Consider the following 24,935-nt stretch of genomic DNA (forward strand, 5'->3'; position numbering starts at 1 on the left):
AGTCTTAAATTTAATACATCTTCTCGAAATTAACAGAATCTTACCAAAATTTAAGCATTTACAGACCAAAATAAATTTTATATTAGTAAGTTATTTAACCGTATGGCAAGTCATTTTAAAGAAATACAAGCTAAGCTAGAGCAATTTATTAGGCGATTTTATACTAATGAGTTGCTAAAAGGCATTATTTTATTTTTTGCCATTGGCTTGTTGTATCTTTTATTTACCCTTTTTGTTGAATATGTACTTTGGCTGAACCCTATAGCACGAACCGTTTTATTTTGGTTGTTTGTTGCGGTAGAGATTGGACTTTTTGCAAAGTTTATTGCTATTCCTTTAGCGAAACTGTTTAAACTTCAAAAAGGCATTAATTATGAAGACGCTTCAAAAATTATAGGAAACCATTTTCCTGAAGTAAACGATAAATTGCTTAACGTGCTTCAGCTAAAACAGCATGCTGCAAACTCTGAATTACTATTGGCTAGTATTGAACAAAAATCTGCCGAACTGAGCCCAATTCCGTTTAAATTGGCAGTTAATTTCAAAAAAAACGCCAAATATCTAAAATATGCAGCCATACCAATTGCTATTTTGTTGCTCTCTTACGCAACAGGAAAACTAAATTGGTTTAGCGATAGTTATGAACGTGTGGTGAATTACAATGTGGCTTATGAGCCACCTGCACCTTTTCAGTTTTTTGTTGTTAATGAAGATTTAAATGCTATTGAAAACAAAGATTTTAAACTTCTGGTTTCTACTACAGGAAAAGTAATCCCTGAAAACGCTCAAATAAAATACAACAACGAAACTTATTTTCTACAGCAAACAGCTCCAGGACAATTTGAGTATGTGTTTACGCAACCAAAAGATAAAATAGAATTTAATTTATCGGCAAATAATGTTAACTCTAAAACATATAGTTTAAATGTGGTAAACATCCCTAAGCTGGTGAATTTTGAAATGGTTTTAGATTATCCTTCGCATACCAAAAAAGCTGATGAAACCCTTAAAAGTACAGGTTCTACAACAGTTCCAGAAGGGACTAACGTTACTTGGAAAGTCAATACTAAGTCCACAAATACTGTAGCACTCTACGCGCAAGATACTATACAGTTTAAGCCTTTAGATAATGGAAATTTTGAAGCTAACAAACGCTTGTACAACAATTTAGAGTACAGTATTAGCACAAGTAATGATGCGTTAAAAGATTACGAAAATTTAGGGTTTTCAATTAATGTGATTAAAGACGATTATCCTGAGTTAACCTTAAAGGTTGAAAAAGATTCAATTGATAACCAATCCTTGTATTTTTTCGGACAGGTTAGTGACGATTATGGATTGAGCAAATTGCAGTTGGTGTATTATCCTTCAAACGATGATAGTGATAAAAAGACAGAAAACATTCCTGTAAGTTCATCTAATTTTGACGAGTTTGTAAGCGCGTTCCCAAATCAATTACAACTTACCGAAGGTGTAGATTATGAGCTATATTTTCAGGTGTTTGATAACGATGCAATCCATAATTACAAAAGCACTAAAAGTTCGGTGTTTAGTTATAGAAAGTTGACAAAAGATGAAGAAGAGCAAAAGCAATTAGAAGAGCAAAACGAAACCATAAAAGACTTAAACAATTCTTTTGAAAAATTGAAAGATCAGGATAAGAAACTCGAAGAAATTTCAAAAAATCAAAAGGAAAAAGAAGAACTCAATTTCAACGATAAAAAGAAACTTGAAAACTTTTTAAAACGTCAAAAAGAGCAGGAGCAATTGATGCAAAACTTCAACAAAAAACTTCAAGACAACCTTGAGGAATTTCAAAATGAAGAACAAGATCAATTTAAAGAAGACCTTCAAAAACGTTTAGACGAAAACGAGCAGCAACTTAAGGAAGATGAAAAATTACTTGAAGAGTTAGAAAAACTTCAAGACAAAATTCAAAAGGAAGAGCTTACAGAAAAACTAGAAGAACTCGCTAAGCAAAACAAAAATAAACAGCGTAGCTTAGAACAACTTTTGGAGTTGACCAAGCGCTATTATGTGGCTAAAAAAACCGAGAAACTTCAAAAAGAATTAGAAAATCTTGCTGAAGAACAGGATAAATTATCTAAGCAAGATGAAGAAAACACAAAAGAAGCTCAAGATGAATTAAATAAAGCTTTTGAAGAGTTTCAAGAAGAGTTGGAAGAATTGAAAAAGGAAAACGAAGACCTTAAAAAACCATTTGCTATTCCTGATGATAAAGCTACTGAAGAAAGCATTAAAAAAGACCAACAAGACGCTTCTGAACAATTAGAGCAGCAAGAACAAAACGAACAACAAGGCGATAAACAAGACTCGCAAGAAAACCAAAATAACGCACAACAAAGCCAAAAGAAAGCTTCAGAAAAAATGAAGCAAATGAGTGCAAAAATGATGCAGTCTATGATGTCTGGTAGTGGAGAACAGCTTTCAGAAGATGCGGCAATGCTTCGTCAAATTTTAGACAACTTAGTGCTGTTTTCATTCGATCAAGAAAACTTAATGAATCAGTTTAGAAGCATCGACATTAACCATAATCAATATGGTAAACACTTGCGCAAACAAAACACTTTAAGAGAACATTTTGAACATATTGACGACAGTTTATTTGCGCTTTCACTGCGTCAACCAATGCTTTCCGAACAAGTAAACAAGCAAATTACCGATGTGTTTTTTAACATCGATAAGTCTTTGTCTCAGCTTTCGGAAAATCAAATTTATCAAGGTGTTTCTACGCAACAATACACCATAACAGCAACAAATGAGCTGTCTAGTTTTTTAAGCGATGTTTTAGACAATATGGAAGCCCAAATGAATTCCTCTTCTGGTCAAGGATCAGGACAAGGTTCCGGTCAATCTGGAAGTGGCGGACAAGAAATGCAATTGCCAGATATTATTAAGAGTCAAGAGGAACTTAATAAAGAAATGGAAGAAGGTATGAAAAAAGGAGAGAAAGGAAAATCTAAAGAAGGCGATGAGGGTAAAGAAGGAAGTGAAGGGAAGGAAGGTGACCAAGGCAAACAAAACGGAAGTCAACAAGGAAGTCAAGAAGGCGATGGCGAAGGGAATAGTGAGGAATTAAATGGAGAACTGTTTAGAATTTATCAACAACAGCAACAACTAAGGCAAGCGTTACAAGATAAGCTAGCTAAAGACGGTTTACAAGGTCAGGGAAAAGACTTGTTGGAGAAAATGGAAGAGATTGAATTGGACTTATTAAACAAAGGATTCACCAATCAAACCTTGCAAAAAATGATGGATTTGCAGCATCAATTATTAAAGCTTGAAGATGCTACATTTACTCAAGGGCAGGATAATAAACGAAAATCTGAAACTAACGACAAACAGTTTAACAATACTACTACAGACCAAATTCCTAAGGCTAAAGAATATTTTAATACTACTGAAATTTTAAACCGACAAGCATTACCTTTGCATCAAGTTTATAAAAAGAAAGTTCAAGAGTACTTTAAAAAATCAGATGATTAGTTTTAACTATGAAACCCAGTTTCAATTATCCAATGAAACCATTTTTGAACAATGGATAAAAGAAACGATACAAAACGAAGGTTGCAGCTTAGGAGATATCAATTACATATTTTGTGACGATGACTATTTGCATAAAATTAATGTAGAATTTTTGGATCACGATACGCTAACTGATATTATTAGCTTCGATTATTCAGTAGGAAAAGAGCTACATGGAGATATTTATATTTCCGTAGAAAGAGTAGAAGATAACGCAAAGGATTTTAAAGTAGATTTTGATGTAGAATTGTCTAGAGTGATAATTCACGGTATACTTCATTATTGTGGTTATAAAGATAAGACTGATGAAGATGCCAAGGTAATGCGAGCAAAGGAAGAACAGTACATGAAGGTATTGGTTGATTTACAATAATTTCGCTGTATATTTGCATCCCAAAATTTTGAACAGAATCTAAATTGTTTCACGTGGAACACTATGAGTTTATTTAAAGATACATATGATGTTATAGTTGTAGGAGCAGGTCATGCAGGTAGTGAAGCTGCTGCTGCTGCTGCCAATATGGGTGTAAAAACTTTATTGGTTACTATGAACCTACAAAACATTGCCCAAATGTCTTGTAATCCAGCAATGGGAGGAATTGCTAAAGGACAAATTGTAAGAGAGATTGATGCGCTTGGAGGTTATAGTGGTGTTGTTAGTGACCGTACAGCTATTCAGTTTAAAATGCTTAACAAATCAAAAGGACCTGCAATGTGGAGTCCACGTGTTCAAAGTGACCGAATGCGTTTTGCTGAAGAGTGGAGAAACCTGTTAGAGCAAACTCCTAATTTAGATTTTTATCAAGAGATGGTGTCTGGTTTGTTAATGGAAGGAGATAAAGTTGTTGGTGTAAAAACGTCTTTAGGTTTAGAAATTAAAGCTAAAAGCGTTGTGCTAACCAATGGGACTTTTTTAAACGGACTTATCCATATTGGAGATAAAAATTTTGGAGGAGGAAGAGCAGGTGAACGTGCTGCAACAGGAATTACTGAACAGCTAGTTGATTTAGGTTTTGATTCTGGTAGAATGAAAACAGGAACACCTCCTCGTGTTGACGGTCGTTCTTTAGATTATTCAAAAATGATAGAGCAACCTGGAGATGATAATCCTGATAAATTTTCGTATTTAGATATTACAAAACCATTAACACAACAACGTTCTTGTCACATGACATATACAAGTCCTGAAGTTCATGATTTGTTACGAGAAGGGTTTGATAGGTCGCCAATGTTTAATGGTAGAATCAAAAGTTTAGGACCACGCTATTGTCCTTCAATTGAAGATAAAATAAATCGTTTTGCAGATAAAGATCGTCATCAATTATTTGTTGAGCCAGAAGGTTGGAATACTGTTGAGGTGTATGTAAATGGGTTTTCTACTTCTCTTCCAGAAGATGTTCAATTTAAAGCATTGAGTTCCGTTGCAGGTTTTGAAAAAGTCAAATTCTTTAGACCAGGTTATGCTATAGAATACGATTATTTTCCACCAACGCAATTAAAGCACACGCTAGAAACTAAGCTCGTAAGTGGTTTATATTTTGCTGGACAAATTAACGGAACCACAGGTTACGAAGAAGCAGCTTCGCAAGGGTTAATGGCAGGAATAAATGCGGCTTTAAAAGTTCAAGAAAAGGATGCTTTTACATTAAGTAGAAGTGAAGCCTATATAGGTGTTTTGGTTGACGATTTAATTACCAAAGGTACTGAAGAGCCTTATAGAATGTTTACATCAAGAGCTGAATATAGAACGCTACTTAGACAAGATAATGCCGATTTTAGATTAACTCCAAAATCATTTGAGATTGGTTTAGCAACTCAAGAACGCATGAAGCAGATGGAAAACAAGAAGGAGCAATCTGAAGCTTTTGTGTCGTTTTTTAGAGAAACTAGTGTAAAGCCTGAAGAAGCAAATCCTGTACTTGAAGCTAAAGATTCTTCGTTGATGAAACAGTCAGATAAGATGTTTAAAATCTTTTCAAGACCAAATATTACTATTGAAGACATGCGTCAATTTGAAGCTGTTGAAGCATACATCCAAGAACATAATTTGAATAATGAAGTGATTGAACAAGCCGAAATTCAAATTAAATATTCAGGATATATAGAGAAGGAAAAGAACAATGCTGATAAATTAAATAGGCTAGAAGGGATTAAAATCCCAGCTAATTTTGACTATTCTAAACTTAAATCTATGAGTATGGAAGCAAGAGAAAAGTTGAATAAAATTCAGCCTGTAACCATATCTCAAGCCTCAAGAATTAGCGGAGTTTCTCCTAGTGATATTTCGGTGCTTTTAGTTTATATGGGTAGATAGAATGAGAGAAATTGTATTAAAACAACATATTTCTATTGTATCAAAAGTTATATTCTTAATTCCTTTCTTGTTTGTATCTGTTGTTTTATCAATCTTCGACTCTATGTTTTCTTTTGCTATTATCATAGGAGTTTTGCTTTTTGTATTTAATTATGACTACTTGATAAAAGCGAATTTTGACAGCTATATTAGGTTTGGGTTTTTCAATTTAAGGCTTGTCAAACTTAAGAGAAAAATCATTCAACCAGAATATATTTCATTGTTTAAGCAGCGATATAAAACTCTAATGGGTTTTGGTTTTTACACGCCTTTTGGTGAAGATAAGTTTGAAATGTATTCAATTAAATTTTTCAATAAAGAAGGAAATCAAACCGTTTTTAAATCTTTTAATAAAGCTGAAGTTTTAACTTTAGGTAAAGATTTATCTAACATGCTAAATGTTGAATTGTATAATACTTTAATTTAAGTTCCACGTGGAACACTTTTATTAATTTCTTTATTTTATCATTCTGAACTTGATTCAGAATCTATTTTAAAATGAATAAAAAACCAACATATTTAACTGTAAAAGACCATTCGGTTTCTGGTGAAGATTTTCAATTAGTGTATAATGAAGAATTGGATATGTTGGAAACAACTCCTCAACCTAGTGCAAATACACTTTCTGAATATTACAAAAGTGAAGACTATATTTCGCATACCGATTCTAAAAGAAATTGGTTTGAAAAAGCATATCATTTTGTAAGAGGAATGGCTTTGAAACGAAAATTAAAGTTGATCAATTCGTTTCCAGTTTCAGGAAAAACTATTTTAGATGTTGGTTGTGGTACAGGAGATTTTTTGCTAACCGCAAAAAACAATGCTTGGAATGTTTATGGTATTGAACCAAACGAAAAGGCAAGAGCCATTGCAAATTCAAAAACAATAAATCAAGTTTTTGATACTAATACTTTGCAGGAATTTGAATCAGGAACTTTTGATGTTATTACGCTTTGGCATGTACTTGAACATTTACCAAATTTAGAAACCGAAATACAAAACTTAAACAGACTTTTAAAACCCGAAGGAAGACTTGTAATAGCAGTTCCAAACTTTAAAAGTTATGATGCAAAACATTACAGTGCATTTTGGGCAGCTTATGATGTGCCTAGACATCTTTGGCATTTTTCACAAACATCAATCTCAAAATTATTTTCAAAACACAATTTAGAAATTGAAAAAACCTTGCCAATGACATTTGATGCATTTTATGTAAGCTTACTTTCTGAGCAATATAAATCAGGATCCAAAAATCCATTAACAGCTTTTTGGGTAGGATTACAATCTAATTTAAAAGCAAAACGCACTGGAGAGTATTCTTCGCTTATTTATGTGCTTAAAAAGAGCTAAAACGCATTTTAAGGCGTTTTAAGCGTTTTTGTTATTTGTGTCCTTGTCATTTATTGGCCTTTTTTTAAATCGTTATTACACGCTTTTATATAAAGCCGTTTTTTATAACTAAAATGAATTAATCGTTAATGAAGTATTATTTTTATTAATATGTTCGTTTTTTAAGATTTCAGTTCTCAACTTTATTACATTTGCAAAAAATTAAAAACTTTAAAAAATGAAATACCTAGTTTTAATACTTGTAACAGCGTTAAGTTTTTCTTCTTGTCAAGAACAGCAAAAATTAGCTTTTATTGATAACGGAAAAGTGATTAATGAGTATCAAGAAAAAATTGACTTAGAGAAAAAGTACGAGCAAAAAGATTTAGCTTTTCAAAAAAGAAGAGATAGTATGATTAGCAATTATCAATTAGAGTTAAAAGAAGCTCAATTAAAAGCTAAAAATATGTCTCAGGCTAATCTTCAAAAATTATCTCAAGAAATTCAGCAAAAAGAGCAGTTGTTGACTCAAAGAATTCAAATGGAGCAACAACAAATGCAAAAAGCATTTCAAACTGATATTGATTCATTAATCGTTAAAGTAAAAAACTTTGTAAACGATTATGGTAAAAAGAACCAATATTCTTACATTTTTGGAACTAGCGATACTGCAGCAAGTGTACTTTATGGTTCAGAAGACCTTTCTCAAACAATTATTGATGCGTTAAACGCAGATTATAAAAAAGAAGAGTAAGCGACTAAAATAATTTTAACATAACAAACGTTATTGTAAAGCTAGATGGATTCCGTCTAGCTTTTTTAGTTTAACTAATCATACACAATGCAAATACGAGAGTATTTAAAAGAACCTTTTGATTATTTTGATGACAAGAAATCGAAATGGCTTTACATAATAAGTGCTATTGTATTTTCTCATTTATTCCTTATTATTTTTCAGCCTTACGGTATTTCAGAAGAAATGTCAAACCCTGTTAACAGTACGCTTAATAAGTTTTTGTTTTTCTTTTCCATTGCATTAAGTACGTTTTTAGCATTAACACTTTCACAATTCTTTTTTAGGCAACTATTTGGTTTTCAAAATATTAAAATTAAAAAATATATATTTTGGCTGTTGATTGAGGCTTTAATTTTGCTGTTTATAAACTTTGGAATGTCTTTTATTATTCCTGATTTAGGTAACGATTTTGAACAAGAACTAAACATTTGGTTTCAGGTAAAAATGTATCCTAAGCTGTTATTGATTTTAATTTTTCCTTTTTTTGGAACAGTCATTTACATAGCCATAAAACGACTTCAAACCGAAGTAAAGGAACTAGATCAGCAACTACTTACATTTAAATACAAATACGATAAAACAAAGCAAAAAGACACGTTAAACTTATTAGACGAGAACAATCAATTAGACATTGCTTTATCTATAAATGAGATTGTATACATAGAATCTAGCAATCAATATGTTGTAGTTAATTTTATAAAAAACAATACTATTAAAAAACACATTGTAAGAAATAGACTAAAACACATATTGTCTCAAACCGAAAACTTACCAATTAAACAATGTCATAGGTCGTTTGCTGTAAATTTAATTCACGTGAAACATTTAACCAGAAAAAACGGAAAAGCATTTTTAGTGCTTAACACCAATTTTGAGGGGTTAAAAATCCCAGTTTCCAACTCTTTTTTAGAAGCTATAAAGAAGGATTTGGACAATTAAACACTTTTTATTGCTACAATTGATTCTAAAACCAGGACAATTCACTCCAAAACTGTAACAATTCACTCCAAAAGATCGTCTAGAATATGGATTTCATCAATATTTGAAATTATTTTGCGTTAACAAATCCATAAAGTAAAAATCGATTTTATTCTATTTCAAACCTTAATTTTATCAATCAAAAAACAGAACAAAAACTAATGAAACAATTATGTTTAGTCCTTTTCCTATTTACTAGCTTATGGTGTCAAGCACAGGAACAATACAGTATTAGCGGTACCATTAAAGACCTTACTAATGGTGAAACACTTTTAGGAGCAACCGTTTATTTAAAAGACACCAATTATGGAGCTACAACCAACGAGTATGGTTTTTTCTCTTTAACAGCTCCAAAAGGGAGTTACACTTTGGTTATTTCTTACGTTGGTTATTTGTCCGTAACTAAAGAAATAACCTTAAATGCCGATCAAAAACTAGATTTCGAGTTACAAGAATCGGCAACTGCATTAGATGAAGTAATCATTGTAGCAGAAGAATCTGAAGTAGTAAGCATTAGAAAACCACAAATGAGCGTTTCTAAACTTAATGCGCAAACCATAAAACAAATGCCAGCGGTTTTAGGAGAAGTTGATGTTGTAAAATCTATTCAATTGCTTCCTGGTGTAACCAATAATGGAGAAGGTTCAGCTGGATTTCATGTTCGTGGTGGAGCAGCAGACCAAAACCTAGTGCTTTTAGACGAAGCTATAATTTATAACACGTCACATTTCTTTGGGTTTTTCTCAGTATTCAATTCAGATGCTATAAAGAACATTAAACTCTACAAAGGAGACATTCCTGCAAAATATGGTGGTCGTGTGTCCTCTGTACTTGATGTGAGACAAAAAGATGGAAATAGCAAACAATTTGGACTTACAGGAGGTATTGGTTTAATCTCTAGTAGGCTAACAGCCGAATCGCCTTTATTTAAAGATAAAGGCTCGTTTTTAATTGCTGGTAGAGCATCTTATGCACACCTATTTATGCCACTTATTGAAAATGTAAAGGACGATAAAATTTCGTTTTACGACCTTAATCTTAAAACCAATTATGAGATTAATAAAAACAACAAGTTGTATTTGTCTGGTTATTTTGGTCGCGACGTATTTAATCTATCAAAAATTATAGAAAACAACTATGGTAACGCAACTGGTAACTTACGTTGGAATCATGTGTTTAACGATAGGCTGTTTTCAAACCTATCTTTTATTTATAGCAAATATGATTACAACATTGTGCTAGATTTTATTGAACTAGATTGGGATGCAGACATTACCAATTTTAATGTGAAATATGATTTAGGTTACTACGTAAATAATGATATTACGCTCGATTTTGGTATTAGTGGATTAACCTACAATGTTAATCCTGGAGAAGTAAGACCATCTTCAGAAACATCACCAATTAATCCTCTAAAATTAGACGAAAAACGTGCTTTTGAAGGTGCTGCTTACATAAGTGCGGAACATCAAATTTCTGATAAACTTGCCTTTAACTATGGGTTACGCTACAGTGCGTTTTCTAGACTTGGTGGACAAAGCATGACCAATTATGTTAACAATCAACCTGTGGTTTACAATAGCGATTTAGGAATTTACGAACGTGGTGAAGCAGAAAGCGAAACAGCGTACAGTAAAAGCGAAAGCATTAAAACCTTTGGTAATTTTGAACCTAGATTAGGTGTATCTTACCAACTTAACGATGCGTCTTCCATTAAGGCGAGTTACACCAAGTCAACGCAATACTTGCATTTGCTATCCAACACGTCGTCAGTTACACCATTAGATGTTTGGACACCAAGTGGAAAATACATAAAACCTCAAATTTCCAATCAATTTGCTATGGGTTATTACAAGAACTTTAAAGACAACACTTATGCTTTGGAGTTGGAAACCTATTACAAGCATGTTGATAATAGAATTGATTATATAGACGGTTCCGATTTAATAGGGAACAACAATATTGAAACTGAAATATTAAATGGTGAAGCTAGAGCTTACGGTTTGGAAGTATTGCTTAGGAAAAACAAAGGCGATTTCACTGGTTGGTTAGCCTATACACTTTCAAAGTCTGAGCAACGTGCTGTTGGTGGAAATGCTGGTGGACCAGGAATTAACAATGGAGATTGGTACAACACACCTTATGATCGTACTCATGATATTTCTTTAACAGGAGTTTATAAGCTGAATGACAAGTGGAGCTTCAGTTCAAATTTTGTGTTTCAAACAGGACGTCCTGTAACTTATCCTAATGGGCAGTACAACTACGAAGGGTTATCAGTTGCAACCTATTCAAACAGAAACGAAGACCGTTTACCTGCTTATCACAGATTAGACGTTTCTGCAATTTATAAACCAAACAGAAATCCTGATAAACGTTGGAAATCAGAATGGGTTTTTGGTATTTACAATCTGTACAGCCGAAAAAATGCAGCCTCAATTAGTTTTAGTCAAAATAGGGAAACAGGCTTAAACGAAGCGTCTAGAATTTCCATTTTTGGCATCATTCCTTCAGTAACTTATAACTTTAAATTTTAATTCCATGAAACGATATATATTAATAGTATTTACCCTAGGTTTTTTATTGACGTCTTGCGAAGACACCATAGATGTAGATGTTCCAACAGCACAAGCCAGATTAGTGGTAGAAGCCTCATTAGATTGGGAAAAAGGCACGACAGGAAATGTGCAGTCCATTTCATTGAGTATGTCAACACCGTTTTTTGATACAAACCAAGACACTAGTGTTACAGGAGCAATTGTAACTGTTACCAATGAAGACTCTGGAGAGGTTTTTCCTTTTGATGACAACAATGACGGAACCTATTCAACAAGTACTTTTGTTCCTATTTTAAATAATACGTATCACCTAGAAATTGTTTATGATGGTGAAACGTATGAAGCAACTGAAACCTTGATGTCGGTTTCAGATATTAATGAAGTTAATCAAAGCATTGAAGGCGGATTTGACGACGAGTTACTAGAACTCAATTTATACTTTACAGATCCTGCTAATATTGAAAACTTCTACCTAATAAAGTATGATGTTGAAGGTGATTTGTTTCCGTATTTAGAAGATGTGTCAGATGAGTTTACTGATGGTAACGAAATTCATGATTTCCTTGAAAAAGACGATGATGAAGACAGTGAAGAAACGCCTTTTGAAGCAGGAGATGTCGTTAATATTAGCCTTTACGGAATTTCTGAACAATATTACAACTTTATACGTTTGTTAATTGAGCAACATGGTAGTCAAGGCGACCCATTTAGCTCTACAGCAGCTTTAATAAGAGGAAATTGTATTAACCCAACCAACCCAGATAATTATGCGTTTGGTTACTTTAGGGTTACCGAAGTAGATACTGCTACTTACACTTTTGAATAAAAAATAAAAGCCAGCTATTAGCTGGCTTTTTTATGTAATAAACGTGTGAGTTTTATTGATAAGTCGGTTAAAATAATTTTGGCATTTCCGTTACGTTCTATATGATATATAGCATCTTGCAGCTCGTTGGAAATATCCATAATATTATTACCATGAACAAAAGGCGCAAACTTTTCTAGCTTAAAACTTTCTGATTTTGGTTCTACAAAAACAAGCTCTTGTGCATTATAATTTAACAATAAAGCTTGCCTAAAATAGTCCATACAAAAATGTAAAAACTGCTTTTGGGTTTCACGACCAGTTTTGGCAATAGTTTCACTCCAAGAAATCAAATCGTGTATTGCGGCTTTGTTTCCTTTGGCTTTAAATGCCGAACGAATCCAATATACAAACCATTCTTCAAACTGAATGTCTTCAGAATCGTGATACACTAAATCACAAGCTTTGTTGTAATTACCATTAGCTTGATGTGCAATTTTAGTAGCATCTGCTTCGGCAATATCAAACTGTTGTAGCAGTGCGTTTTTAATATCCAATTCAGCTAATGGCGGAAAATGCAGCACTTGACAACGTGATAAAATGGTATTTATAATTTGCTCTTCGTCTTCAGCAATAAGAATAAAAATGGTTTTTTCTGGTGGTTCCTCAATAAGCTTAAGCAACTTATTAGCAGCCGAAGTATTCATTTTTTCAGCCATCCAGATAATCATTACCTTGTAACCACCTTCATAAGATTTTAAGGCTAAAGATTTTACAATATCTTGTGCTTCATCAACACCTATTTGACCTTGCTTGTTTTCAATTCCTAGTTTTTTGTACCAATCAAATAAATTGCCATAAGGCTGCTCTTTTAACAATTCTCGCCATTCTTCTAAAAAATGAGACGAAACAGGGTGTTTTTTCACCTTGTCATTAGTAGCAGCAGGAAAAGCAAAATGCAAATCAGGATGCGAATAGTTTTTAAATTTTAAGTTACAAGCATCATTTCCGCCTGTATTTTCACCATTTAAGTTTTTGCACAAAAGGTATTGCGCATAGGCAATTGCCATTGGTAAAGCACCACAACCCTCTGGACCAACAAACAATTGCGCATGCGAGATACGACCATTGTCGGCACTTGTGGTTAAATGGTTTTTTATATGTTCTTGCCCTATAACTTCTGTAAACAACATATCAGCAAATATATGTTTTTTAATACTTCTTTTAAGATGAAATCGTTTTCGTTGAAAAACCGATTTTTTGGAGTAATTTAATTAACTACATTTGTGCTATTAGGATATAAAATAAACAAATAATGAAAACAATAAACGACTTCAATTTTGAAAATAAAACAGCTTTAATTCGTGTAGATTTTAATGTGCCTTTAAATGACGCTTTTGAGGTAACAGATACCACTAGAATTGTGTCAGCTAAACCTACAATTATTAAAATTTTAGAAGATGGAGGAAGCTGTGTGTTAATGTCGCATTTAGGAAGACCAAAAGGTGTTCAAGAAGCGTTTTCATTAAAACATATAGTTGACAAAGTTTCAGAAACCATAGGTGTTGCTGTAAAATTTGTGCCTGATTGTGTTGGAGCAGAGGCAGAGGAAGTTGTAAAAAACCTTCAACCAGGAGAAGTAGTATTGTTAGAGAATTTACGTTTTTATGCTGAGGAAACAGCTGGCGACAAGGCGTTTGCTGAGCAATTATCCAAACTAGGAGACATTTATGTAAACGATGCTTTTGGTACTGCGCATAGAGCGCATGCTTCAACAACTATTGTGGCTGAGTTTTTCCCTGAAAACAAATGCTTTGGTAGTTTATTAGCTAAAGAAATTGAAAGTATTGATAAAGTAATGACGTCTGGTGAAAAACCCGTTTTAGCAGTACTTGGAGGCGCAAAAGTATCTTCTAAAATTACCATTATAGAAAATATTTTAGATAAAGTTGACCACTTAATAATTGGTGGTGGTATGACATTTACCTTTGTTAAAGCTCAAGGCGGAAGCGTAGGAGATTCTATTTGTGAAGATGATAAAATGGAGTTAGCCTTAGATATTTTAAAACAAGCCAAAGCAAAAGGTGTTCAAATTCATTTACCTGTTGATGTGCTTGCTGCAAATGCATTTAGTAATACTGCCGAAACACAAATTATGGATGTAACTAAAATTCCTGACGGTTGGCAAGGTCTTGATGCTGGACCAAAATCATTAGAAAACTTCAAAGAGGTTGTTTTACAGTGTAAAACTATTTTATGGAATGGACCTTTAGGTGTATTTGAAATGGAAACTTTCTCTAAAGGAACTATTGCTTTAGGTGATTATATTGCTGAAGCTACTAAAAATGGTGCCTTTTCACTTGTTGGAGGAGGAGACTCTGTTGCTGCTGTAAAACAATTTGGGTTCGAAGACAAAGTAAGTTATGTAAGTACTGGTGGTGGAGCTATGCTAGAAAGCTTAGAAGGAAAAACCTTACCAGGTATTGCTGCTATTTTAGAATAACACAGTTTTTTGCTGTACATTGAATTTCTGTTAAAAAAGTATTGCTATCTTTCATTTTAGATAAAAAAATACGATTTTAGCTTATCTGCCGTTGGTAGATAAATACATGTTTTCGATGAAACCTAAACTAAAAACCCTAACACTAGGCGCATTGTTGTTGTGTGCTATTTGTTTTTCCCAAGAAAAGGCTAAAACAAAAACCGCAAAAGACACTTTGGTTAAAACAACTGAAAAAGTAATAGATTCGGTTGTAGATGGAAAAACCATTCCTATAAAACCAATTTCTCCTGTACAAGATTCATTATCCATAAAAGAGCTTAAAGATCATGAATTGGCATTGGAACTTGACGAAAAATGGCTTGAGGAATTGTACAGTAACACGCTGTTTGATACCATTTATAAAACGGTTTCTGAACTAGATTACAAAGACATTGATTTTCCTGAACTTTCAACAGACACGCTTAAAGCAAGATTAGCAAAGCTAAACGCCAGAACACCTTTTAATGTTGAATATAATACTTCGTTAGAAAGCGTTATAAAGAGTTTTTTAAAACACCGACGAAACTCTTTTGAAAGACTCATGGGATTAAGCCATTATTATTTCCCAATGTTTGAGGCAGAGTTTGATAACTACAACATTCCTTTGGAAATGAAATACCTTTCCATTGTAGAATCAGCTTTAAAACCTAGAGCAAAATCTAGAGTAGGAGCAACAGGTTTATGGCAGTTTATGTTTGCCACAGGAAAGCAATATGGGTTAGATGTAAGTAGTTATGTAGACGAACGTAGCGATCCAATAAAATCAACAAAATCTGCAGCTACTTATCTTTCAAAATTATATGAAATTTTTGGTGATTGGGATTTAGCTTTAGCAGCCTATAACTCAGGACCAGGAAATGTTTCCAAGGCGATTAGACGTTCTGGAGGTTATGAAAACTATTGGAATATAAGGCATAATCTTCCTCGTGAAACAGCAGGTTATGTTCCCGCATTTTTAGCTACAATGTACATTTTTGAGTTTGCAGAAGAACATGGTTTTAAACCTGAAAAACCTCAGTTTCATTATGTAGAAACTGATACGATAAGAGTAAAGCAAATGATAACGCTCGATCAGGTTTCTGAAGTTACTCAAGTGCCAATTGAAGAGCTTCAGTTTTTAAACCCTTCTTATAAACTAGACATCATACCACATATTGAAGGTAAAGATTATTACTTGCGCCTTCCAAGACAAGCAGTTGGATCCTTTGTGGCTAACGAAGAGCAAATTTATGGTTATGCAAAAGCAGAGTTTGACAAAAGAGAAAAACCTTTACCACAGTTTTTTAATGCAGATACCAAAACAGTATATCGAGTTAAAAGTGGTGATTACCTAGGAAAAATTGCGAGAAAATTTGGAGTAAGAGTTAGCCAAATAAAGCAATGGAATGGTTTAAGAAGTAATAATTTAAGAATAGGACAACGCTTAACAATATACCCTCGAAACCCTTCGGTTTCAAGTAGCCCAAAGCCTACCACAACAGTTACTAAAACGGTAGATGTTGCTAATAAAAAGACCTACAAAGTTCAAAAAGGAGACTCTTTGTGGAGTATTTCTCAAAAATTTCCTGGAATTTCTGTTCAAAATATTAAAGATTGGAACGGTATTAGTGGTACAAAGTTGAAAATAGGAATGACTCTTATAGTTTCAAACTAAAAAACTAAAGTTACACAATGAAAAAACTAACCACATTAGCACTACTTTTATTTGTTGTCCTAGTAGGATGCGATGAAAAAAAATCTAAAGGACAACGTATTGTTCCAAGTTCGTCAGGAAACATCAATGAACTTTTGGTTGTTGCCGACAATTTATTATGGGAAGACAGTGTTGGAGAAAGCATTAGAGGCATACTAGCTGCTCCAGTACACGGTTTGTCTCAAGATGAACCACTGTTTTCTATCAGTCAAATGCCTACTCAGGTGTTTTCTGGTTTTACAACAAAAAACAGAACCATTTTAAAAATTGAAAAAGGCAAAGCTGCGGGAACTAAAATTGCACATGATGTGTTTGCAAAGCCACAGACCGTTATTGTTGTATCTGGTCAAACAGATGCTGAAATCATTGAGCAATTAGAAACTAATGCTGATAAAATTGTTGATGCCTTTAAAAAGGAGGAAATTAAAGAAAAACAACGACGAATTAATCTTTCGCTTTTCGACTCAAAACCTATAGAGGATAAGTTAGGAGTGTCTATTAAATTTCCATCAGTTTATAGAATTGCAACTGCAACTGACGATTTCTTTTGGATTCGTAAAGATATCCAAACTGGAAATATGGATTTAATGATATATGAAGTGCCTCTTGATCGTATAAGAAAAGGCGATAGTGCAGTAATTGATATTGTAAGAATGCGAGATTCTATTGGAGAAAAACACATTCAAGGACGATTGGAAAACACACACATGATTACCGAAAAGGCGTATGCACCTTACATTTTTGAAACCATTATTGACAATAAGCCTACAATAGAGACAAAAGGTATTTGGGAAGTTAAAAACGACTTTATGTCTGGACCATTTATCAATTACGCTATTGAAGATGAAATTAACAAAAGATATATTGTAGTTGAAGGTTATGTTTTTGCGCCTTCAATAAATAAAAGAGATTACATTTTTGAACTAGAATCGATAATACGATCCACAACAATCAAATAAGAAAAAAGCCAACATTTAAGTTGGCTTTTTTTATTAGAATATATCAAGTTTATTCTTTCTTGTCGGAAGGTGTTTTTTCGTCTTCTTTACTGGCATCTTTAAATTCTTTAATACCACTTCCTAAACCTCTCATAAGTTCAGGGATTTTTTTACCACCAAATAATAATAATACCACTACAACTATTAAAACAATTTGCCATGGTCCTGGAGCTAAAAATATACTTGCTGCTATCATAACATTTTAATTTGAATTGCAAATTTAATAATTAAAGTTCAATTTAAGCGTTTAAAAGCAAACTTTAAGAAATAGCATTATAACTTGCGTTTATTTTAATTAATTTTGCTTTGCAATGGCTAAAAAAAAGAAAGAAAAAAAATTCGCTAAAAAACTGCTTCACAAGTATAGGCTAGTTATTTTAAACGAGGATACTTTTGAAGAACGTTTTGCTATAAAACTAACAAGACTTAATGTTTTTGTTATTGTAGCGCTTTCAACAATATTATTAATTACAGGAACCATTCTTTTAATAGCATTTACCTCATTAAGAGAGTACATACCTGGTTACTCTTCAACAGCATTAAAAAAACAAGCTACTGAGCTTAATTATAAAACTGATTCGTTACAGCAAGTGATTCATATGAATGAACGCTATTTCGAGTCTATTAAAAAAGTGCTTACAGGAGATGTAAAAACGGTCGATTTCAATAAAGATTCTATTATTGAAGCTGTAAACAAAGACCTTAATGATATAAACTTAACACCTAGTAAAGAAGACTCTCTATTAAGAGAAAGAGTAGATAAAGAAGATAAGTATAATCTATTTGAATCTGCTATTTCTGCATCAAATTTTGTATTGTTTCCTCCTGTTAACGGAACAATTTCTGAAGAGTATAATGTAAAGGACAAACACTATGCTGTAGATATAGTTGTTGCAAAAGACACACCTGTTAAAGCCACTGCTGATGGTACAGTTATTTTTGCCGAATGGACAGCCGAAACAGGTTATGTTGTTATTATTGAGCATACCTATGAGTTAATATCTGTTTACAAGCACAATGCATCAATAACTAAGCAACAAGGCGATTTAGTAAAAGCAGGCGAAGTTATTGCTATGGCAGGAAACACAGGACAATTTACAACAGGACCTCACCTTCATTTCGAACTTTGGAATAGAGGCTATCCAGTAAACCCAACTAATTTTATCGATTTTAAGTAATGTTTTCAATAAAATCTGCACTTGCTAAACCGTTTGCCAAAAGAGTAAAAAAGTCGATATTAAAATGGGCCAATAACCCTATTGAAACACAAGAAAAAGTCTTTCAAGAACTAATAAGTACTGCAGCAGCTACGCAATTTGGAAAAGACCATAATTTTATTGGAATTAATAATCACAACGATTTTGTAAAAGCGGTCCCAGTAAGAGATTATGAAGACCTAAAGCCTTATGTAGAACGAGTTGTTGCTGGTGAAGAAGATATACTTTGGAAAGGAAAACCAATTTATTTTGCTAAAACCTCTGGGACAACCTCAGGCGCAAAGTATATTCCATTAACAAAAGAAAGCATGCCAACTCATGTTGAAGCTGCTAGAAACGCTATTTTAATGTACATAGCCGAAACAGGAAACAGTAAGTTTGTTGATGGAAAAATGATTTTTCTTCAAGGAAGTCCAATTTTGGAGAAGAAAAATGGTATAGAACTAGGACGACTTTCAGGAATTGTAGCACATTATGTACCTAATTATCTTCAAAAAAACAGAATGCCATCATGGGAAACCAATTGCATTGAAGATTGGGAAACTAAGGTAAATGCTATTGTTGACGAAACTTTGCCTGAAAACATGACGGTTATTTCTGGTATTCCGTCTTGGGTTCAAATGTATTTTGAAAAGATTAAAGAAAAAACCAATAAAAACGTTGGAGATGTCTTTAAAAACTTCAGCTTATTCATTTTTGGAGGTGTAAACTACGAACCTTATAAAGCTAAATTTGAAAGCCTTATAGGCAGGAAGGTTGATAGTATTGAACTATATCCAGCAAGCGAAGGTTTTTTTGCTTTTCAAGATAAACAAAACGAAAAAGGAATGCTATTGCAATTAAACTCAGGAATTTTTTATGAGTTTATTAAAGCTGATGAGTTTTTTGAAGAGAGTCCCAAACGAATTACGATTAAAGATGTTGAGGTTGGCGTAAATTATGTTATGATTATCTCCACCAATGCAGGTTTGTGGGCTTATAATATAGGAGATACAGTTGAGTTCACTTCAATAAAACCGTATCGTGTAATTGTATCTGGAAGAATAAAACATTTTATTTCTGCTTTTGGAGAACATGTCATTGGTAAAGAGGTTGAACAAGCATTACAAGAAGCGGTTGAAGGGTCCAATATTCAGGTTACAGAATTTACAGTTGCGCCACAAATTAATCCAACATCAGGATTACCATATCACGAGTGGTTTATAGAGTTTGAAAACGAGCCTGAAAACCTTCTTGAATTAGAAGAAAAGATTGATAAATCATTACAAAAACAGAACAGTTATTATTTTGATTTAATCGAAGGAAAAGTGCTTAGACCGTTAAAAATCACTCTAATAAAAAAAGATGGGTTTAAAAACTACATGAAAAGCATAGGAAAATTAGGCGGTCAAAACAAATTGCCTAGACTTTCAAACGGAAGAGATATTGCGACTAGTTTAATAAAGCTTAATTTAACTAAATAATAGTGTTATATTTGCTCGCCAAATAGTTAGTATGAACAAAAGTAAACGCCATGACAGAACGAGAGCTCAAGAAAGCTCGAATGCTATAGAAAGGATGTACATTACCATGAGGCATCTCTTTAATAGAGGATTTTATAAGCCTATGGGAGTTTCTGGTGAAACACTTCGAGAATCGTTATTGCTACTTAGACCAGAAATTTACGGTTCTATTTCAGAAGAAAAAGCAGAGCTTGAAGGACTTCTGTATGTAATTGATAGATTACCTCAAGGTATTGAAGAATGTACGTTTATCAACTTAACAAGCGATGAGGGTTATGCAAATTCACATTTCAAACCCATAATTCCTCCAAAACGAAGAAGAAATTGCTACAGGATTGATGATGAGCAGATGAATATTGAAATCACTAGAGGACGTTCAGAGATTTATGATATTCTTACACATCTTACATTTCTTTTTGTAGAGTCTCACAAAATAAGCAACCGTGTTTTAATAGATGAACAAGGAACAACAACAAGAGATTGGATAAAGCTTGAAAAAGCAGTTTTAAAAAGTAGTAAGTTAGATCAAAAAGAACGAGAAATAGCTGTAACTCATACGGCAAATATTTTAGGCAGAACGTTTAACGAACTAATGTCTATTTACGATAGTTTTTCTATACCTACACAACCAGAACGATTTTTACATATAGTATATTGGTTGGGTAAGTTAGCAATAGAAGAGACTGTTAATAATAACAAACGAACTGTAACTTTTAGTCCTGTTTTAAGAGAAAGATTAGGACATCATATTCATGGAGAAATTTGGGCTGATAACATAAAAAATGTATTAAAGAGCAACAATTTATTGGATCGCGAGATTCATGTTATTAGTGCTAATATGCACAGTGTTATGAACTCTCTATTTATGCCACAAGCGTTAAAAACGTTTGCAGCTAAGAAAGACATTTTTGATGTATACCAAGCTTTAAGTCAAAAAGAGAATAAGGCATTACGCAATAAAGTAGAAAAAGTTGCGTTGCAGAATGGAATGATTTACATTCCAGATAACTCAGGAGCTAATATTGATGTGCAAATTTTTGACACCTCTAAGATTGATTACTCAAAGCTAGACATAGATGTAGATAAAGAAAAAGTATCTAAGACTAGCGAATTGCCTGTTATAATTGTAATGGATTATGCATTTGGAGAACAAGCTTACGAAACTATGGATGAGCTTTTAAAACCTTTAAAAGTAGGAGCAACAAACACACACCTTAATGTAGCTTCAATATCTTTAATGGGTAAAGCAGGAATTTTAGAAGGAAAAAAAGGAGATATTATGATACCTTCTGCGCATATTTTTGAAGGTACAGCAGATAACTACCCTTTTAAAAATGAATTAAGTAAGGCCGAATTAGAAGGTAATGATATAGATGTTTATGAAGGATCTATGATTACGGTCTTAGGAACATCTTTACAAAACAAAGAGATACTAAAGTTTTTCTTTAATTCAACATGGAATGTAATTGGCTTAGAAATGGAAGGAGCTCACTACCAAAAGGCTATCCAAGCAGCTTCAAAAGTTAGAGGGAATATAGGACCTGATGTTAAAGTAAGGTACGCTTATTATGCTAGTGATAATCCTTTAGAGACAGGGAGTACATTAGCTTCAGGAGGGTTAGGAACCTCAGGAGTTAAACCAACATACTTAATAACAAGACAAATTATTAAACAAATATTTAATTAATCATATCATCAAATGAGTAAAAATTTACCAGAGCATACACCTTCTGAAGAAATAGATTTAATTCAAATCTTTAATATGATTGGGAGAGTTTTTAATAAGTTTATAGAATTTATAAAATCGATCTTTAGAGAAGTTTTTTCAATTATTATTTATGCTTTTAAGGCCATAATTGATAATTTTAAAATTATTGCTATTGTAGTTATCATAGCTGGGTGTCTAGGCTTTGCTCTTGAAAAAACAAGACCAGACATTTATAGCTCACAAATGTTAGTTAAACCATATTTCGACTCGAAATTTCAATTAGTTACTAACATAAACTATTATAATGCGCTAATTGGTGAAAGAGACTATGAACAACTAACTCAAATATTTGATATTAATGAAGAGGAAGCTGAAAAGTTAATTAGGTTTGAAATTCACCCTGGTCCAGAAAATGAAAATGATCAAATAAAACAGTATGATAATTTTTTAAAAGGGTTAGATAGTATAAGAGCTCAAGAAGTTGAATTTGATCAGTTTTTAGAAAATAGAAGTATTTATTCAGGAGACATTTTTGAGATAAATGTTCAGTCTTTTAAGAAAGATGTTTTTAGGTCTTTAGAAGATGGCTTGAACTCAACATTTACTAACACCTACTCTATCAAGAAAATGCAGAAAAGAGATTCTTTAATAGCTATTAAAAAGGAAAGAATCTTATCGTCCATTAAAGTTGTTGATTCGTTAAAACAGGTTTATGTTAATGTGATGGAAGAAGAATCTAAATCGCAAGACGGATCTTACACCACAAGAGATGGTTTGTCTTTTATACAAGAAAAAACAAAAACAAAAGAATATGAACTTTTAGAGCAAGAGATAAACCTAAGAAAAGAATTAAGTGAACTAGAGTCTCAAAAAGTTGAAGAAGATGTGTTTTTTGACACCTTATCCAGTTTTCAGGATGTTGGAGCTAAATACACAACAATATGGGAACGTTATTCTATAATTTTTCCTTTTCTAGCTTTTTTAGCTTTAAGTGTTTTTTATTTAGCTGTTAAAGTTGTAAAATATGTAAAATCATATGAGGGATAAAAATATTCTAATTACTGGAGGAGCCGGCTTTATTGGTTCAAACTTTGTTGAGTACTTTTTAAACACTTATACACAAACCAAGATAATAATTTTAGACAAGCTCACTTACGCAGGTGAGCTTTCTAATTTAAGTGAGCACCAAACCAATCCAAATTATTATTTTGAAAAAGGAGACATTTGTGACAAAAGTAAACTTGAAGAAGTCTTCAATAAGCACAAAATCACAGATATTATCCATTTTGCAGCTGAATCTCATGTAGATAACTCTATTAATAAACCCGATGAGTTTATAAACACCAATGTTGTAGGAACATTTAATCTTTTAGAGATTGCAAAAAGAAATTGGTTAGAGCAACCACATAAAATAAAAGCAGGTTTTGAAAGTTGCAGGTTCCTTCATATTTCAACCGATGAAGTTTATGGTACTTTAGGCAAAACAGGTCTTTTTACCGAAACCACTGCTTATGCACCTAACAGTCCATATAGTGCTTCAAAAGCATCTTCAGACTTTTTAGTTAGAAGCTATTTTCATACCTACGGTCTTAATGTAGTAACGACTAACTGTTCTAACAATTATGGGCCTAAACAGCACGACGAAAAGTTAATTCCAACCATTATTAGAAAGGCAATTAATAACGAAAATATTCCTATTTATGGAGACGGTCAAAACATAAGAGATTGGTTATATGTAGTGGATCACTGTAAGGGTATTGACTTGGCATTTCAAAATGGAAAAGCAGGAGAAACTTATAATATTGGAGGCAAAAATGAACGTAATAACTTATATATAGCTAATATTATTTGTGAAATTTTAGACGAACTTGTTCCTAAAGATAAGCCGTATAAAGATCAAATCACATTTGTATCAGATAGACCTGGTCATGATTTTAGATATGCAATAGATGCATCAAAAATAGAAAATGAATTAGGTTGGAAAGCTGACGAAAACTTTGAATCTGGAATAAAAAAAACCATAAATTGGTATTTGAAAAAATATAAAGCAATATGAAGGGAATAATTTTAGCTGGAGGATCAGGGACAAGGTTACACCCACTTACTAAAGTTGTTAGTAAGCAACTTATGCCAATCTACGATAAGCCAATGATTTATTATCCTCTTACTACTTTAATGTCTGCTGGAATACAAGAAATATTAATAATTTCAACTTCTAAAGATACTCCAAGGTTTAAAGAATTATTAGGTAACGGAGAAGATTTTGGGTGCAATTTTCATTATGCTGTACAGGAACAACCTAACGGATTAGCAGAAGCATTTATAATAGGAGAAAAATTTATAGGCAACGATTCTGTGGCTTTAATATTAGGAGACAATATATTTTATGGCTCAGGACTAGAACAAAGTTTACAAGCTAATGTTAACCCTAATGGAGGTGTTATATTTGCCTATCATGTCCAGGATCCAAAACGATATGGAGTTGTGGAATTTGACGATAATAACAAAGCAATTTCTATTGAAGAAAAACCCAACCAACCAAAATCTAATTATGCGGTTCCTGGAATATATTTTTATGACAATTCAGTTGTTGAAATTGCTAAAAATATCAAACCAAGTGATAGAGGAGAATTAGAAATAACAGATGTTAACAAATCTTATTTAGAACAAGGCAAACTTAGTGTACAAATTTTAGATAAAGGAACAGCTTGGTTAGATACAGGTACATTTAATTCACTAATGCAAGCCTCTCAATTTGTTCAAGTTATAGAAGAAAGACAAGGATTAAAAATTGGATGTATTGAAGAGGTAGCTTATAAAATGGGATATATAAATAAATCTCAACTCCTTGAACTCGCTAGACCACTGCTTAAAAGTGGTTATGGAGATTACCTTTTAAATTTGAAGTAA

The 24,935-nt window shown here is 32.8% G+C and carries 20 protein-coding genes; 18 read left to right on the forward strand and 2 right to left on the reverse strand.

All coding sequences use genetic code 11. The annotated features are described in order from the left end of the window. Positions 1-102 precede the first annotated feature (102 nt). From A8975_RS00730 to A8975_RS00770, 9 genes are all read left to right on the forward strand, one after another. A complete protein-coding gene (locus A8975_RS00730; RefSeq protein ID WP_134198335.1) occupies positions 103-3,507 on the forward strand; it encodes a DUF4175 family protein in 3,405 nt (1,134 codons plus the stop codon). After that, positions 3,500-3,919, forward strand: coding sequence for an rRNA maturation RNase YbeY (gene ybeY / locus A8975_RS00735; RefSeq protein ID WP_134198336.1), 420 nt, complete (start codon positions 3,500-3,502; stop codon positions 3,917-3,919). The genes A8975_RS00730 and ybeY overlap by 8 nt, the downstream gene beginning before the upstream one ends. Positions 3,920-3,982: 63 nt before the next feature. Continuing rightward, the gene (gene mnmG / locus A8975_RS00740; RefSeq protein ID WP_134198337.1) at positions 3,983-5,860 is read left to right on the forward strand and encodes a tRNA uridine-5-carboxymethylaminomethyl(34) synthesis enzyme MnmG; all 1,878 of its coding nucleotides are present in this window, start codon (positions 3,983-3,985) and stop codon (positions 5,858-5,860) included. Position 5,861: 1 nt separating this feature from the next. Next, positions 5,862-6,326 carry a hypothetical protein gene (locus A8975_RS00745; RefSeq protein ID WP_134198338.1) on the forward strand — a complete coding sequence of 155 codons (465 nt, stop codon included), beginning with the start codon at positions 5,862-5,864 and terminating at the stop codon, positions 6,324-6,326. A 71-nt stretch (positions 6,327-6,397) separates the two neighbouring features. Further along, entirely contained in the window at positions 6,398-7,249 is an 852-nt protein-coding gene (locus A8975_RS00750) for a class I SAM-dependent methyltransferase (RefSeq protein WP_134198339.1), read from the forward strand. A 217-nt stretch (positions 7,250-7,466) separates the two neighbouring features. Further along, a complete protein-coding gene (locus tag A8975_RS00755; RefSeq protein WP_134198340.1) occupies positions 7,467-7,982 on the forward strand; it encodes an OmpH family outer membrane protein in 516 nt (171 codons plus the stop codon). A gap of 87 nt (positions 7,983-8,069) precedes the next feature. Next, entirely contained in the window at positions 8,070-8,963 is an 894-nt protein-coding gene (locus A8975_RS00760) for a LytTR family DNA-binding domain-containing protein (protein ID WP_134198341.1), read from the forward strand. 200 nt (positions 8,964-9,163) lie between these two features. Further along, positions 9,164-11,539, forward strand: a complete 2,376-nt coding sequence (locus A8975_RS00765; RefSeq protein WP_129759790.1) for a TonB-dependent receptor — start codon at positions 9,164-9,166, stop codon at positions 11,537-11,539. 4 nt (positions 11,540-11,543) lie between these two features. Continuing rightward, the gene (locus A8975_RS00770; protein ID WP_134198342.1) at positions 11,544-12,386 is read left to right on the forward strand and encodes a DUF4249 family protein; all 843 of its coding nucleotides are present in this window, start codon (positions 11,544-11,546) and stop codon (positions 12,384-12,386) included. Between the two features lie 17 nt (positions 12,387-12,403). Here the strand turns inward: A8975_RS00770 and A8975_RS00775 are convergent, their stop codons facing one another. Further along, entirely contained in the window at positions 12,404-13,558 is a 1,155-nt protein-coding gene (locus A8975_RS00775) for an ATP-binding protein (RefSeq protein WP_134198343.1), read from the reverse strand. Positions 13,559-13,680: 122 nt separating this feature from the next. Here A8975_RS00775 and A8975_RS00780 point away from each other — a divergent pair, with 122 nt between their 5' ends. From A8975_RS00780 to A8975_RS00790, 3 genes are all read left to right on the forward strand, one after another. Next, the gene (locus A8975_RS00780; RefSeq protein WP_134198344.1) at positions 13,681-14,868 is read left to right on the forward strand and encodes a phosphoglycerate kinase; all 1,188 of its coding nucleotides are present in this window, start codon (positions 13,681-13,683) and stop codon (positions 14,866-14,868) included. Positions 14,869-14,983: 115 nt separating this feature from the next. Then, positions 14,984-16,561 carry a lytic transglycosylase domain-containing protein gene (locus tag A8975_RS00785; protein WP_134198345.1) on the forward strand — a complete coding sequence of 526 codons (1,578 nt, stop codon included), beginning with the start codon at positions 14,984-14,986 and terminating at the stop codon, positions 16,559-16,561. 17 nt (positions 16,562-16,578) lie between these two features. Beyond that, positions 16,579-17,559, forward strand: coding sequence for a DUF4837 family protein (locus tag A8975_RS00790; protein WP_134198346.1), 981 nt, complete (start codon positions 16,579-16,581; stop codon positions 17,557-17,559). 49 nt (positions 17,560-17,608) lie between these two features. On the opposite strand, the gene A8975_RS00795 is transcribed toward A8975_RS00790, so the two are convergent. Further along, positions 17,609-17,794, reverse strand: a complete 186-nt coding sequence (locus tag A8975_RS00795) for a twin-arginine translocase TatA/TatE family subunit (RefSeq protein WP_129759781.1) — start codon at positions 17,792-17,794, stop codon at positions 17,609-17,611. A gap of 115 nt (positions 17,795-17,909) precedes the next feature. Between A8975_RS00795 and A8975_RS00800 the strand changes: the two genes are divergently transcribed. From A8975_RS00800 to rfbA, 6 genes are read left to right on the forward strand one after another with little or no spacing between them, the layout of a single operon-like run. Beyond that, entirely contained in the window at positions 17,910-18,776 is an 867-nt protein-coding gene (locus A8975_RS00800) for a M23 family metallopeptidase (RefSeq protein ID WP_131506383.1), read from the forward strand. Next, positions 18,776-20,278: a GH3 auxin-responsive promoter family protein gene (locus A8975_RS00805; protein ID WP_134198347.1), complete on the forward strand. Its 1,503-nt coding sequence runs from the start codon at positions 18,776-18,778 to the stop codon at positions 20,276-20,278. Before A8975_RS00800 ends, A8975_RS00805 begins: the two co-directional genes overlap by 1 nt. A 31-nt stretch (positions 20,279-20,309) precedes the next feature. Then, entirely contained in the window at positions 20,310-22,004 is a 1,695-nt protein-coding gene (locus A8975_RS00810) for a DUF6909 family protein (RefSeq protein ID WP_134198348.1), read from the forward strand. Between the two features lie 12 nt (positions 22,005-22,016). Further along, positions 22,017-23,072, forward strand: coding sequence for a hypothetical protein (locus tag A8975_RS00815; RefSeq protein ID WP_131506380.1), 1,056 nt, complete (start codon positions 22,017-22,019; stop codon positions 23,070-23,072). Then, positions 23,062-24,081: a dTDP-glucose 4,6-dehydratase gene (gene rfbB / locus A8975_RS00820; protein WP_134198349.1), complete on the forward strand. Its 1,020-nt coding sequence runs from the start codon at positions 23,062-23,064 to the stop codon at positions 24,079-24,081. The genes A8975_RS00815 and rfbB overlap by 11 nt, the downstream gene beginning before the upstream one ends. Continuing rightward, a complete protein-coding gene (rfbA, locus tag A8975_RS00825) occupies positions 24,078-24,935 on the forward strand; it encodes a glucose-1-phosphate thymidylyltransferase RfbA (RefSeq protein WP_134198350.1) in 858 nt (285 codons plus the stop codon). Before rfbB ends, rfbA begins: the two co-directional genes overlap by 4 nt.

It is taken from the genome of Meridianimaribacter flavus, assembly GCF_004366715.1.
Classification (GTDB): domain Bacteria; phylum Bacteroidota; class Bacteroidia; order Flavobacteriales; family Flavobacteriaceae; genus Gaetbulibacter_B; species Gaetbulibacter_B jejuensis.